Source organism: Flavobacterium sp. Root186, assembly GCF_001428525.1.
Lineage (GTDB): Bacteria > Bacteroidota > Bacteroidia > Flavobacteriales > Flavobacteriaceae > Flavobacterium.
Genome location: NZ_LMHW01000015.1, coordinates 140,680 through 155,165, shown reverse-complemented (window position 1 = coordinate 155,165; position 14,486 = coordinate 140,680). Strand labels below are relative to the sequence as shown.

At 34.1% G+C, this 14,486-nt stretch carries 12 protein-coding genes; 6 read left to right on the top strand and 6 right to left on the bottom strand.

Annotated features, from left to right (window positions below; genetic code table 11):
- Nucleotides 1-40: 40 nt before the first annotated feature.
- Nucleotides 41-928, bottom strand: coding sequence for a GLPGLI family protein (locus ASD98_RS19815; RefSeq protein ID WP_056207797.1), 888 nt, complete (start codon nt 926-928; stop codon nt 41-43).
- Nucleotides 929-1,161: 233 nt separating this feature from the next.
- Between ASD98_RS19815 and ASD98_RS19810 the strand changes: the two genes are divergently transcribed.
- Complete coding sequence (locus ASD98_RS19810; RefSeq protein ID WP_056207795.1) at nt 1,162-1,965, top strand: hypothetical protein; 804 nt, start codon at nt 1,162-1,164, stop codon at nt 1,963-1,965.
- Nucleotides 1,965-2,579 carry a deoxynucleoside kinase gene (locus ASD98_RS19805; RefSeq protein ID WP_056207792.1) on the top strand — a complete coding sequence of 205 codons (615 nt, stop codon included), beginning with the start codon at nt 1,965-1,967 and terminating at the stop codon, nt 2,577-2,579. Before ASD98_RS19810 ends, ASD98_RS19805 begins: the two co-directional genes overlap by 1 nt.
- A gap of 92 nt (nt 2,580-2,671) precedes the next feature.
- Here the strand turns inward: ASD98_RS19805 and ASD98_RS19800 are convergent, their stop codons facing one another.
- From ASD98_RS19800 to ASD98_RS19780, 5 genes are all read right to left on the bottom strand, one after another.
- Nucleotides 2,672-5,224: a sodium-translocating pyrophosphatase gene (locus ASD98_RS19800; RefSeq protein ID WP_056207790.1), complete on the bottom strand. Its 2,553-nt coding sequence runs from the start codon at nt 5,222-5,224 to the stop codon at nt 2,672-2,674.
- A gap of 112 nt (nt 5,225-5,336) precedes the next feature.
- The gene (locus tag ASD98_RS19795) at nt 5,337-5,867 is read right to left on the bottom strand and encodes an inorganic diphosphatase (RefSeq protein ID WP_056207787.1); all 531 of its coding nucleotides are present in this window, start codon (nt 5,865-5,867) and stop codon (nt 5,337-5,339) included.
- A gap of 132 nt (nt 5,868-5,999) precedes the next feature.
- Entirely contained in the window at nt 6,000-6,599 is a 600-nt protein-coding gene (locus ASD98_RS19790; RefSeq protein ID WP_056207784.1) for a DNA-3-methyladenine glycosylase, read from the bottom strand.
- A gap of 256 nt (nt 6,600-6,855) precedes the next feature.
- Nucleotides 6,856-9,357 carry a DUF5686 and carboxypeptidase-like regulatory domain-containing protein gene (locus tag ASD98_RS19785; RefSeq protein ID WP_056207782.1) on the bottom strand — a complete coding sequence of 834 codons (2,502 nt, stop codon included), beginning with the start codon at nt 9,355-9,357 and terminating at the stop codon, nt 6,856-6,858.
- A gap of 70 nt (nt 9,358-9,427) precedes the next feature.
- Nucleotides 9,428-10,405, bottom strand: coding sequence for a pyruvate dehydrogenase complex E1 component subunit beta (locus ASD98_RS19780; protein WP_056207778.1), 978 nt, complete (start codon nt 10,403-10,405; stop codon nt 9,428-9,430).
- A gap of 502 nt (nt 10,406-10,907) precedes the next feature.
- On the opposite strand from ASD98_RS19780, the gene ASD98_RS19775 reads away from it, so the two are divergent.
- From ASD98_RS19775 to ASD98_RS19760, 4 genes are all read left to right on the top strand, one after another.
- Nucleotides 10,908-11,654, top strand: a complete 747-nt coding sequence (locus ASD98_RS19775; protein ID WP_056207775.1) for an electron transfer flavoprotein subunit beta/FixA family protein — start codon at nt 10,908-10,910, stop codon at nt 11,652-11,654.
- A gap of 74 nt (nt 11,655-11,728) precedes the next feature.
- Entirely contained in the window at nt 11,729-12,697 is a 969-nt protein-coding gene (locus ASD98_RS19770) for an electron transfer flavoprotein subunit alpha/FixB family protein (protein ID WP_056207772.1), read from the top strand.
- Between the two features lie 162 nt (nt 12,698-12,859).
- The gene (locus ASD98_RS19765) at nt 12,860-13,483 is read left to right on the top strand and encodes a bifunctional nuclease family protein (protein ID WP_053470070.1); all 624 of its coding nucleotides are present in this window, start codon (nt 12,860-12,862) and stop codon (nt 13,481-13,483) included.
- A 119-nt stretch (nt 13,484-13,602) separates the two neighbouring features.
- Nucleotides 13,603-14,454 (top strand): thymidylate synthase, encoded by an 852-nt coding sequence (locus ASD98_RS19760; protein ID WP_056207770.1) that lies wholly within the window; start codon nt 13,603-13,605, stop codon nt 14,452-14,454.
- The last annotated feature ends 32 nt before the right edge of the window (nt 14,455-14,486 follow it).

The window sequence follows — 14,486 nt, the reverse complement described above, 5'->3', positions numbered from 1 at the left end:
ATTTAGAATTTGGAATCTGGAATTTGGAACTTTATAGATTTTATCTTCCAGTTGGCATTGGTGGTCCGCCAACGCGGCCGCGGTTCATTTCTCTAAATTCTTCCATTTTTTTAATTACCGTTTCGTCGTAATCTTTCTGTGAAATAACTTTTCCTTTTTTAGATGGTTTTATCTCCACTTTTTCTTTGGCATTCAAAACTATTTTAGAACATAAAATGACTGTCTTTCCATCGTTTACTTCTAAAATTAACCCCGGTAAGCCCCAATAATTTTCAGGCCCTTGGTTAACCGGAATTTCTGGCGTATACCAAGCTGTAACTGTAATTTCTTTCGGTATTTCAAAATTGTCTTCAAAATTAGTTTTTGTCTCTCCTGAAGTCTTTTTGGCCTCATCCTTTTTATTATCGTTATTTTTTGGTCTAAAGTTTCTAAAATCAGTTTTGCTGGCTTCTTTAACTACCGTTGCCTTAAAACAATTGTAACCCCCAATTTGTTTAGTTTCCTGTTCCAGTTTCCAGTTTAATTTTGGCAGAGAATCAACAACCAGAAATTCTTTTCCCATAAATTCTTTATCAACGGTATACGATTTTGTTTTTACATCTTTGTAAAAAGTTCCGCCCCCGCCCATCATCGAACTTACCATAACCCGAAAACCGCCTTGTTGTCCCGGAGCTTCGAGTTTTTCTTCTTCTTTATAAATAGACGCTGTTTTATCAAAATTCAATATAAAAGTTTTCTCGAGCATTTGTTTCATGCGCTCTTCCATGCTTTTCTGCATTTCTGGTGTAATGTCTCTATTTCCTGCTCGCATTCCTTCAAATTTAGGAGCTTGGGTTTTAGACTCGTAAACGGCCATTCCCTGAAAATCTTTTTGTGCTTGTACTTGTGTAAAAGCAAATGCTAAAAGTAAATAGGATAGTTTTTTCATGTGGTTATATTTAATACGATTGTGAAGTCTGGTAAAACTTACATTCAAATTTATTACTAATTTTAAAATACTGAAAGTTAAATATATCAATGCCAAAATGGTATCGACAAAATAGCTTCTTTGTAAGACTACTCTAATTTACAAAGGTTTAAACTCCAAAAACAGCCAAAACTCTAATTTTAAGATATTCTTTAGCGTAGTTTTTGTACTTTGGCTTATGAAATTATACTATTATGAGTAAAACGATACGTCAAATTTTATTACTGCTGTTTATTGCGTGTTCGTTTTCGACTTTTTTTGGGCAAAGCCAAAAAGTAAATGCTTCTGTAATTTCAAAATTCAAAATGGATGCTGATGAATTTATTGGTTACGATTCTTTTGGATATTCTTATCAGATAAAAAATAATGTTTTTAGTAAAATAAAAGGAAGTGAAATCTTTGAATACAAGAATGTTTCGTTAGGAAATATTACAAAAGTAGATATTCAGAATCCGCTTAAAATTGTATTGTTCTACGAAGATTTCAACAGCGTTGTTTTATTGGATAATCAATTGAATAAAATGACCGAAATTAATTTTTCGCAAAATGCAATTCCTATTGTTGTCAGTGCAATTGGAATGTCGACGCAAAACCAGCTTTGGATTTTTAATACTTTAAATCAGCAGATCGGACTTTTTGATTATTTGAAAAATGAATATAAAACGGTTTCAATTCCGTTAACCGAAGGCATAAAATATTACCAAACCGACTTTAATACTTTTTATTGGATTGATAGAAAAAACAACTGGCTTTCATGTGATATATTTGGAAAAATTTCAAGTTTGGGCAATGTTTCTGAATTTGATAAAATTGAAATAATTTCTTCTCAAAAATTCATTTTCAGCAAAGCTAACTTATTGTATTTGAGAGAAAATACTAACACATTTTCTGAAATTGAAGTTTTAGAAAAAACGTTTGACAAATTCTATTACAAAGACCAAATTTTATCTATTTTTACAACTAAAGAAATTGTAAATTATAAAATCGTAACACCGTAATGCACATAGCAATAGCAGGAAATATAGGCGCAGGAAAAACTACATTAACTAAATTATTAGCCAAACATTTTAAATGGGAGCCTCATTATGAAGATGTGGTTGATAATCCGTACTTAGACGATTTTTACCATCAAATGGAACGCTGGTCGTTTAATTTACAAATCTATTTCCTTAATAGTCGTTTTCGTCAGGTACAGCAAATCCGTGAAAGCGGAAAAAAAATCATTCAGGACAGAACGATTTATGAAGATGCTTATATTTTTGCTCCCAATTTATATGCTATGGGATTGATGACAAGCCGTGATTTTGAAAATTATACGTCTTTATTTGAATTAATGGAATCTTTGGTAGAAGCACCGGATTTATTGATTTATTTAAGAAGTTCTATTCCTAATTTAGTGGGTCAAATTCACAAACGAGGACGCGAATATGAAAACTCAATTTCTATCGATTATTTAAGCCGCTTGAACGAAAGATATGAGGCATGGATTCAAACTTATACTAAAGGAAAATTATTAATTATTGATGTTGACAATATCAATTTCGTTGATAATCCAGAAGATTTAGGAAACATCATTAATAGAATTGATGCTGAACTTAATGGGTTGTTTTAAAATACTAATTGCACGAATTTACACGAAATAAAAAAATGCCTCTAAAATATTTTAGAGGCATTTTCGTTTTATGAAACTTTGATAAAGTCATTCTATTTAGCAGTTGCTGCAGTAATTTTTACTTCAACTTCTTCTTCTGTTCCTTCGTAAACTTCTGTGGTTGTTTTACCATTTTCAGTTTTAGTTACAGTTCCGGTCGTTTTTCCGTTGTCATTTCTTAAATCAACACGAACAGATTTTTTCTCGTATTTACTTGTATCGAAACAATCTGTTTTTTGATATTTTCCGCTTGCATCAAAATGGGCTAAACATTTTGCTGTTTCTTCTGCTGAACATCCTTTTTCTTTGCACATTTTAATACATTCTTCTTTTGTCATTCCTGATAAATCTCCACATTTAGAAATTCCTCCGGCATGCATTTCAGTTTTTGCACAACAAGAAGCTTTTCCTGCAATATCTGATTCAGCATGCCCATCACCTAGAATTGGTGCAACTACTAATCCGATCAAACAAGTTAATTTAATCAAAATGTTCATTGATGGCCCTGACGTATCTTTAAAAGGATCTCCAACTGTATCTCCGGTCACGGCTGCTTTGTGTGCATCAGAACCTTTATAGGTCATTTCGCCATTGATCATAACTCCAGCTTCAAAAGATTTTTTAGCATTGTCCCAAGCTCCTCCTGCGTTGTTTTGGAAAACTGCCCAAAGAACTCCGGAAACCGTAACGCCAGCCATATATCCTCCTAACATTTCAGCAATTAACTGATTGTTATCTGAGTAAACTAATTTCCCTAAAAGTACAATTGCAATTGGGAAACCAATCGTTAGAATTCCCGGAAGCATCATTTCGCGTAAAGCTGCTTTTGTAGAAATTTCAACACATTTTCCGTATTCCGGTTTTCCGGTTCCTTCCATAATTCCAGGAATTTCCTTAAACTGACGACGAACTTCATAAACCATATCCATCGCTGCTTTTCCAACTGAATTCATCGCTAAAGCTGAGAAAACTACCGGAATCATTCCGCCCACAAATAACATCGCTAAAACTGGCGCTTTGAAAATATTAATTCCGTCAATTCCTGTAAACGTTACATATGCCGCAAATAAGGCTAATGAAGTTAAAGCTGCAGAAGCAATAGCAAAACCTTTTCCGGTTGCTGCTGTTGTGTTTCCAACAGAATCTAAAATATCGGTTCTTGTACGAACTTCTTTTGGTAATTCGCTCATTTCAGCAATTCCTCCGGCATTATCAGAAATTGGCCCGAAAGCATCAATTGCTAATTGCATTGCTGTAGTTGCCATCATTGCAGAAGCGGCTAAAGCAACTCCGTAAAATCCTGCCAAGGCATATGAAATCCAAATCGCACCGGCAAACAATAATACGGTTGGAAAAGTTGAAATCATTCCGGTTGCTAAACCTGCAATTACGTTTGTTCCTGCTCCTGTAGATGATTTTTGAACAATTGCCAAGACTGGTTTTGTCCCTAATCCTGTATAATATTCTGTTACGGATGAAATAGCTCCACCAACAACTAATCCCACTAATGTTGCATAGAAAACACGCAAGGATGAAATGTCTTTTGATCCTTCTCCAAAGAAAGTCATCTGCATTGTTTCCGGAAGCATATGTTTTACTAAAAAGAAACAAGCTATAGCAGTTAAAACAATTGAAACCCAGTTTCCTATATTTAAAGCTTTTTGAACTTGTGCTTCTTTTGCATTGTCATCTGTAATTTTTACTAATGTTGTTCCGATAATTGAAAACAAAATTCCGAAACCGGCAATTGACATTGGAAGTAAAATTGGTCCAATTCCGCCAAAAACGTCATTAATACTTCCGCCCATATCTTTTATAACATAGTTGCCCAGAACCATTGCTGCTAAAACTGTTGCCACATACGATCCGAACAAATCGGCACCCATACCGGCAACATCTCCAACATTATCTCCAACGTTATCTGCAATTGTTGCAGGGTTTCTTGGATCATCTTCCGGAATTCCAGCTTCTACTTTACCTACTAAATCAGCCCCTACGTCTGCTGCTTTTGTGTAGATTCCGCCACCCACTCTGGCAAATAATGCGATTGATTCTGCACCAAGAGAAAAACCTGCTAGAGTTTCTAAAACAACCGTCATTGTTTCGGTGTCTTTCCAAACTCCATCAGAAAATAAATTAAAGAAAATTATAAAAAAAGTAGTCAAACCCAAAACGGCAAGACCTGCAACGCCCAGCCCCATTACGGTTCCGCCGCCAAAAGATACCTTTAATGCCTGTGGTAAGCTTGTACGTGCAGCTTGTGTTGTTCTAACGTTTGTTTTGGTTGCGATTTTCATACCTATATTACCTGCATAAGCCGAAAATAATGCGCCAAAAATAAATGCAATTACGATCAATAAATGTGTTTTTACACCCGGAATAAAAGTAATTCCTGCCAAAGCTAAACTTGCAATAATAACAAAGATGGTTAATAGTTTATATTCGGCTTTTAAGAAGGCCAAGGCTCCTTCGTAGATATAATCTGAAATCTCTTTCATTTTACCGTCTCCGGCGTCTTGTTTTAAAACCCAAGTCCTTTTTATTCCCATGAAAAGTAATCCTAAAACTGCCATGACAATTGGCAGGTAAATCATAAATGCATTCATAATATAGTAATGGTTTTGGTTAATAGTCAACAATCTAACAAAACGAATTTAAACAAAAAAGCAATACTCCTGACGGCAGTATTGCTTTTTTTATAATAAAATAGGGTATAAATTATTTAATACTAAATAATCCCTCTGGTTTGTTTTCGATATCATCAAAACGCTTCGTACACTCAGCAATAATTGCAAATGCTTCGTTTACATCTCCCCATCCTTCCACATCTACTTTTTTGTTTTCAAGATCTTTGTAAACCTGGAAGAAATGCTCGATTTCTTTTACTAAGTGCGGGTTCATATCTGAAAGATCGGTTAATGAATTCCAAATTGGATCTGAAACTGGTACACAAATAATTTTTTCGTCTGGTCCTTTATCATCTGCCATGTGGAAAACACCAATTGGTTTTACTTCCATAACACATCCTGGAAAAGTTGGTTCGTTTACTAAAACCAATACATCAAGAGGGTCACCGTCAAGTGCTAAAGTTTCAGGAATAAATCCGTAATCTGCAGGGTACATCATTGAAGAGAATAACATTCTGTCGAAACGCATTCTTTTGATTTCAAAATCGTACTCATATTTATTTCTGCTTCCTCTTGGTATTTCGATTAATACATCGAAAGTTGTTAGTTTGTCTGCGGTCATTTTCGTTTTTTATTATATCTATAATTTCGACTGCAAAAGTAACTAAACAATCCTTTTTTACAATGAAAAAAGTATATTAATCTATGTATTTATACATTAATTAATATACTTTTCTTTTTATATAACAGACAGTTAATATGTAATTTTCCTATTTCGCTTATTTAAGTAATAATGCCAAAGCAAATAGGTCGCATAAGATCGGTATGGACTCCATTGTTCTGCTTGGGTTTCCATTTCTTGTTTGTCATGAATATTCAGCAATTCTTTGATCGTATTTATGACTGCAATATCGCCTAGCGGAATCAAATCCGGCTCCTGAAGACAGAACATTAAATAGATATCAATTGTCCAGTTTCCGATTCCTTTTAATTTGATTAGTTCTTCGCGAACTTGTTTTGCTGATTTTGAAGCCAGACTTTCTACATCCAGTTCTTTGTTTAAAATTGCTTCTGCTAAAATCTTGATGTATTTTGTTTTTTGACGGCTTACACCAAGACTTCTATATTCTTCATCCGGCAAAATTGCCATTGTTTCAGGGTTGCAGGTTGTATAGGCTTTTATTTTTAAGAATGTGGCTTTCGCCGAATCTATGGAGACTTGCTGTTCAAGAATTAGCAATACCAAAGTCTCGAAACCCTGCGGACGTTTTGGAATTGGCGGAAGCCCATATTTTTCGATTATTTCCCGAAATACTGGATTTTTATTGGTTAGAAAGTCGATGGCCTCTTGCATAAGTTCTTTTAAGTCTTTATCAAAATTAAATAAAAATCTCGCAAAGACGCAGAGTTGCAAAGTTTTTTGCCTACAGATTTTGCGAATTAAACAGGTTTAAGCAGATTTATTTTTTCGCTCTGCAATTGTTTAATCTGCGCTTATCAGCATAAATCCGTAAAATCTGTGAGCAAAAAAAATATCCAAGCATAAAAAAAGCCGCAAAGAATTTAAACCTTTGCGACTTTGTAACTTTGATCCTTTGTACCTTAATATATTAGAAATAGAATCCGAAAGATCCTTTTATAGCAAATTTGGCAGCATCCGGCATGTTTAAATAACTTCCTCTCCAGGAAAAATCAAGACGGAAAACTTTGAAGATATTTCCAATTCCGGCGTTGTATTCCCAGTAAACATTTTCTGGTGCGTTGTATGGCAATCCCGAAGCGTTTATTTCACGATTTGCTTTAGAAATAGTTCCGTGAACAGCTTTAATTCCAACAAATTCTCTCCAGTTTAGCTTTCGCATAAATGGAACTCTGGCGAACAATCTTCCTCCAAAATCATGATTCCATTGTAACGTTGTATATTGATCTGTGACGAATTCATAGAAATTCAGGTTACTAAACGTATTTTCAATTGTAAAATAGGTTTGGTTACCCGGAATTACACTCATTAATCCTAACGGAATTGTACCGAATGTTTTTCCTGTTTCTAAAATAATGTTAGATCTTCCCAAAGGGCCAATAACAATTGGCTGTTTGTAAAATATCTGGATTTTTTCGTAAGCAAAATCACTGTCCAGAACTCCTTTTAGACCGTAACTAAAGTTAACAAAGAAATGACTGAAAGGGCTGTCTACTAAATCTCTTTCTACTCCATAACCAATAGTTTTACGGTTCGGCATATATTCAAACTGAATATTCGCCTCTGATTGTTTTACATCACTTTTTATCACACCGGCAGGATTTGCCGCATTTGGTAAAGTTGTATAGTAATCTAAGCTAAAAGTACTTGATGCCGATTCTAATGTTCTATAGGAAAGACCTGCCTGAACTACGAAATTCTTTTTAGGCTCCATTTCTACCGAAATGTTACTTAAATTAATATTCGTCAATTTTCCGTTACTTCCACTTGTAAACAAGGCAGAAGAAGCAAAACTTCGTCCCAGAATATCATTTGTTGTTGTTAAACTCGCACCAATCTGTTCGATATCGCGCCTGTTCCCTCCAGAAATAATAACTCGTTTTTTCTTATCGACCATCCATTTTCCAGAAACTCCATATTTGAATTTACTGTCATCAAATCCGTAAGCTGTATAAGCCTGTATACGCCAAGGGTCATTTGGTCCAAAATAAGTTCGTCCTCCTACTCTTAGCCTTAAACCTTCGACTTCATTATATCCAAATGTGGAGAAAATAGGTCCATAATCGAAGTTTTTAAATTCGACATAACCACTTCCCAGAATGGAGACGAGATTATACAATTGCTTAAATCGCTTGACGGTCTGCAAAGTATCGAGCATTTTATAAATCCCTGCTTCGTCTTTATTTAATTTCTCAAAACGATTTTCTTCCCAAAATTCCGGCGGTCGTTCGTAGACCGCATTGTCTATGAAATTTACCTCTTCTTTATAGAATTTCTCCGGTTTTTGAATATTGAATTTATGGTTGCGATATAAGGTCGTTCGTTTTCCGTAAACTCCTTTTGATTTTTCTTTTTTATTCAAAGCAAAATCAGACATCATATAATCACGGGTCAATAGAAAAACCGAATCATTTTCTACTTCAAATTCCTGCTCTATATAAATATCTTTTACCCAGTTAATATTGGCACTTTTAGTAACACCCATATTAATTTTCTTGATCGCAAAAGTGGTATCGTTTACCCAAAAATCTCCTTTAAAAGTCAATTCGTTTTTACGCCTCGGATAAAAAACAATATTAAAACACCATTTTTTGTCAATGTAAGCACTGTCTTTCAATACATAATTGTAAACATCAATTCCGGTTTTTGAAAGCGGACTTGTAAAACTTTTATCAAAAAATTTAAGGTGGTTATCGTAAATATTATAATCTGAATAAAGGTCTTTTACGAAAGATAAAATCTGCTGATTTCCGTTGAAACCAGACATTTTATTTCCTGTTATATTTTCTTTTACTTTTTTTAATTTATTATCACCATAAACATCATAAACCGATTCGTTGATAAAAATTGGCAAATATGTTTTTCCCGTAACATCTGAAGTATCAACATGATTAAAGACAAACTCCATTCCTTTAAAGAGTTTATTTTTCATGAAAGCACTATCAATCGTGTTCATATCAAACTCAACTTTTTCGTACTTCTGCATTTGATATTGATTGAATTGGTAAAGTCCGTTTTTACGCTTTCTTTCCCATATTTTTCTCAAAATATCAAGTGCCGGATTGTTCTTTTTTGATGTTTTTCCGGTATAAATTACAACTTCATTTAATGCCTGAGGTTCGCTCAAAACAATTTTAAAATCATAATTTACTGCTTTTTCTAAAGGAACTTCTCTATCTGAAAATCCGGCAGAACTAACTAATAAAGCAGTATAAGTATTTGGAGATTCGAGATAAAAACGACCATCTTCGTTAGAAACGATTCCGGTGTTTGAACCTTTAAAAACAACATTTGCAAAAGGTATCGGCTGATTAGACTTGTCCAAGACAATTCCACTCACTTTCGTTTGTGCAGTAGCAATAGACGCAAATGCGAATACAAAAAATAGGCTGAGTAAAATTATTCTTTTCATTGTCTGGACAAAAAAAAACTTCATCAATTAACAGTGAATGATGAAGTTTTATGAGTATTCTAAATGTGTACTATTTGTATAACACTTTTTTAACTGCTTTTACTACATCACCTGCATTTGGTAACCAGTCTTTTAATAATACTGGAGAGTAAGGTGCAGGAGTATCTGCAGTTGTAATACGTTGAATTGGCGCATCAAGGAAATCAAATGCTTGCTCCTGAACGATATAAGTGATTTCAGAAGAAATACTTGCAAATGGCCAGGCTTCTTCAAGAATTACTAAACGGTTTGTTTTTTTAACAGATTTAAGAATAGCATCTTTATCCATAGGACGAACAGTTCTTAAGTCGATAATTTCACAAGAAATTCCTTCTTTAGCTAACTCATCAGCAGCGATGAAAGCCTCTTTAATGATTTTTCCAAAAGAAACAATAGTTACATCTTTTCCTTCACGTTTAATATCAGCAACTCCTAATGGAATAGTATATTCTCCGTCTGGCACTTCACCTTTATCACCATACATTTGCTCAGATTCCATAAAAATTACAGGATCATTATCACGAATTGCAGATTTTAAAAGTCCTTTTGCATCGTAAGGAGTTGAAGGCACAACAACTTTAAGACCCGGAGTGTTTGCAAACCAGTTTTCTAAAGCTTGTGAGTGAGTTGCTCCTAATTGACCTGCAGAAGCAGTTGGTCCGCGGAAAACGATAGGCACATTAAATTGTCCTCCTGTCATTTGACGCATTTTAGCAGCATTATTTATAATTTGATCAATACCAACTAAACAGAAGTTGAAAGTCATATATTCTACAATCGGTCTGTTACCATTCATTGCTGAACCTACTGCAATTCCTGTAAAACCAAGCTCAGCAATTGGAGTATCGATTACTCTTTTTTCACCAAACTCAGCAAGCATTCCTTTTGAAGCTTTGTATGCTCCGTTGTATTCTGCAACTTCTTCGCCCATTAAATATATGGATTCATCGTGACGCATTTCTTCGCTCATCGCTTCACAAATGGCCTCTCTAAATTGTATTGTTCTCATATTTTATATTGTATGTTGAATTTTCTGAAGAGCAAAAATAAATATTTTAAATAACTTAAAAGCATAAATTGAATTTAAAATCGCATGAAGTTCTTTCTCTCTTTAGCTTTTAACTTTTTAAAAATTATTGTGATATTTACGAAATCGATATAATAGACGTGTAACCCACACTTAATTTGCCAAATCTATTTTTTGACAAACTTTATTCTATTTGTTTAATTCCTGTTTCTCCGAAATTCTTTCATAAGAACGGGGAAATTCAAAAGTTAGTATTTATCGACCTAAACTTTAACCATTGTTTAATCTTCAAAAATTGCAAAATTCCTAACAATCAGACAAAATGAATGCTTTTTTATTTTAAGATTCCGATGAAAACCATATCAAAACGCATAATCTTCGAAATCGTAATAGTTTTGAAAAATATTATGCGTGCATAGTATAATTATTCCAAATTAAATTCTAAATTTGTAAAAGCATATTACAAATTCAAAATATATACTTTATGAAAATATTAGTTTGCATCAGCCATGTGCCTGATACTACTTCAAAAATTAACTTCTCCAATGGTGATTCAGAATTTGATACCAATGGTGTACAATATGTAATTAATCCTAATGATGAGTTTGGACTTACACGTGCCATTTGGTTCCAGGAACAACAAGGTGCAAATGTAACAGTTGTAAATGTTGGAGGCCCTGATACCGAACCAACATTGCGTAAAGCATTAGCCATTGGTGCAAACGAAGCAATTCGTGTTAATGCAAACCCAACCGATGGTTTTTTTGTTGCAAAACAATTGGCTGAAGTAATTAAAAATGGAGGTTATGATCTTGTAATTGCAGGAAAAGAATCTTTAGATTATAATGGAGGAATGGTTCCGGGAATGATTGCTGGAATTTTAGGTTCTAACTTTTTAAATTCTTGCACTTCTTTAACTGTTGATGGCAACAATGTAAAAGCGGTTCGCGAAATCGACGGTGGAAAAGAAACTGTAAGCACTACTCTACCTTTAATTATTGGTGGCCAAAAAGGTCTTGTTGAAGAAAAAGATTTACGTATCCCGAACATGAGAGGAATCATGACAGCAAGAACTAAAGCTTTAACTATTCTTGAGCCAGTTGATGCTCCTGTAAATACAAAAGCGGTAAAATTTGAAAAACCAGCTCCAAAATCAGCAGTAAAATTAGTTTCTGCAGATAATTTAGATGAGTTAATCAATTTATTACACAACGAAGCGAAAGTAATCTAGTAATCAGTTTTCAGTCACAGTTTATCAACCTGAAACCTGAAACTTTAAACTTTAAACATCTAAACAAAAAAATCATGTCAATATTAATATATGCAGAATCTGCAGAAGGAAAATTTAAAAAAGTAGCTTTCGAATTGGCTTCTTACGCAAAAAAAGTAGCCGAAAGTTTAGGAACAACTGTTACAGCTTTGACTGTAAACATTAGCGATGTAAGCGAATTAGCAAAATACGGAGTTGATAAAGTACTAAAAGTAAACAACGATAAATTAGCTGGTTTTACTGCTAAGGCTTATGCTGATGTTATCAAACAAGCGGCTGAAAAAGAAGGAACAAAAGTGGTTTTACTTTCTTCAACTACAGACAGTATTTATCTTTCATCATTAGTTGCAATATCTTTAAATGCCGGTTTTGCATCAAATGTTGTTGGATTACCAATTAGCACTTCACCTTTTCAGGTAAAAAGAAATGCTTTTTCAAACAAAGCTTTCAACATTACAGAAATTTCTACAGATGTAAAAGTTCTTGGTTTAGCTAAAAATTCTTACGGAATTTTCGAGAGTGCAGGATCTGCTTCTGAAGAAGATTTTAACCCAACAATTGGAGACAATGACTTTGGAGTAAAAGTAGAATCTGTAGAAAAAGTTACTGGAAAAGTTTCTATTGCTGATGCTGATATCGTAGTTTCTGGCGGACGCGGATTAAAAGGTCCTGAAAACTGGGGATTAATCGAAGATCTTGCTGCTGTTTTAGGCGCTGCTACTGCGTGTTCTAAACCAGTTTCAGATTTAGGATGGAGACCTCACAGCGAGCACGTTGGACAAACAGGAAAACCAGTTGCTACAAACTTATATATCGCAGTAGGTATTTCTGGAGCTATTCAGCATATTGCGGGTATCAACTCTTCAAAAGTAAAAGTAGTAATCAATAATGACCCTGAAGCTCCTTTCTTTAAAGTTGCTGATTATGGTATTGTTGGCGATGCTTTTGAAATTGTTCCTAAATTAACAGAGAAATTAAAAGCTTTTAAAGCACAACATTCTTAATTAAAAATTCTCTTCAAAAATATAGCTGCCTAAAAACAAGATATTGTATCTTTGTTTATAGGCAGCTTTTTTGTTCCATATTTTTTGATTAAAATTGCACTTTTATTTTCCAATCAAAAAATCATTAAAATGAGGCGCTAAGTGCCTTTTTTACAAACATATATGAGTCTAGTTAAATTATCTATAAAAGGAATTTCATACAGTCAAACTCAAAATGGCGCTTATGCCTTAATTTTGAATGAAGTTGACGGTGAAAGAAAATTACCTATCGTTATTGGTGCTTTTGAGGCCCAATCGATCGCTATTGCCTTAGAAAAAGAAATAAAACCACCACGCCCGTTAACACACGATTTATTTAAAAACTTTGCCGAAAGATTTGACATTGTAGTAAAACAAGTTATCATTCACAAATTAGTTGATGGTGTTTTTTACTCTAGTTTAATCTGCGAAAGAGATAAAATCGAAGAAATTATCGATGCCAGAACTTCTGATGCAATCGCTTTGGCTTTACGTTTCAACGCTCCAATTTTTACTTATAAAAACATTTTGGACAAAGCCGGAATTTATTTAAAATCAAACACTTCAGATTCTGATCAGGGTTCACAGGAAATTGATGATGTTCTTTCTAATCCAGAAACTTTTGGTCACGAAGAAGAAACAAATCAATCTGGTGACGTTTACGCCAAACACAGTTTACAAGAACTAAACGAGCTTTTAGACCAGGCTGTTTCTCAGGAAGATTACGAAAAAGCAGCAAAAATCAGAGACGAAATCTCGAAACGTTAAGCATTAGGCTATAAGCTTTAAGCAATAAGCCTAGAATATTGAGCAAAAAGAGATTAAAGATTAAACTGTAAGCAGCAGGCAAAGTTAAAAAAGCCTACAGCATAAAGCATAAAGCAACAATGAAACAATACTTAGATTTAGTAAAGCACGTTTTAGAAAACGGCAATCAAAAAGGAGACCGAACTGGAACCGGAACAAAAAGTGTTTTTGGTTACCAAATGCGTTTTGATTTAAGTGAAGGTTTCCCGATGGTTACGACCAAAAAATTACATTTAAAGTCGATCATTTACGAATTGCTTTGGTTCTTAAAAGGCGATACAAACATAAAATACCTTCAGGAAAACGGAGTTAAAATCTGGGATGAATGGGCAGATTCTAATGGTGATTTAGGACCTGTTTACGGACATCAATGGAGAAACTGGAACAGCGAAGAAATCGATCAGATTTCTGAATTAATTACCGAATTAAAAACAAATCCAAACAGCCGCAGAATGCTCGTTTCGGCATGGAATCCTTCGGTTTTGCCAGATACCAAAAAATCATTTGAAGAAAATGTAGCCAACAATAAAGCGGCTTTGCCTCCTTGTCATGCTTTTTTTCAATTTTATGTAGCAGCTCCAGATTTAGAAAAAGGAGAAACTAAAGGAAAATTATCTTGTCAATTATATCAGCGTAGCGCCGATATCTTTTTGGGAGTTCCTTTTAATATTGCTTCTTATACGTTATTTACCATGATGATTGCGCAGGTCTGCGATTTAGAACCAGGTGAATTTATTCACACTTTTGGTGATGCACACATTTACAATAATCATTTTGAGCAATTAGAATTGCAATTATCCCGTGAACCAAAACCATTACCAAAAATGATTTTAAATCCGGAGATTAAAAACATTTTTGATTTTGATTTTAATGATTTCACACTTTTAGATTATGATCCGCATCCTGCAATAAAAGGAAGTGTTGCCGTATAAATATAAAAAAATCCGCTGAAAATTTTCAAGCG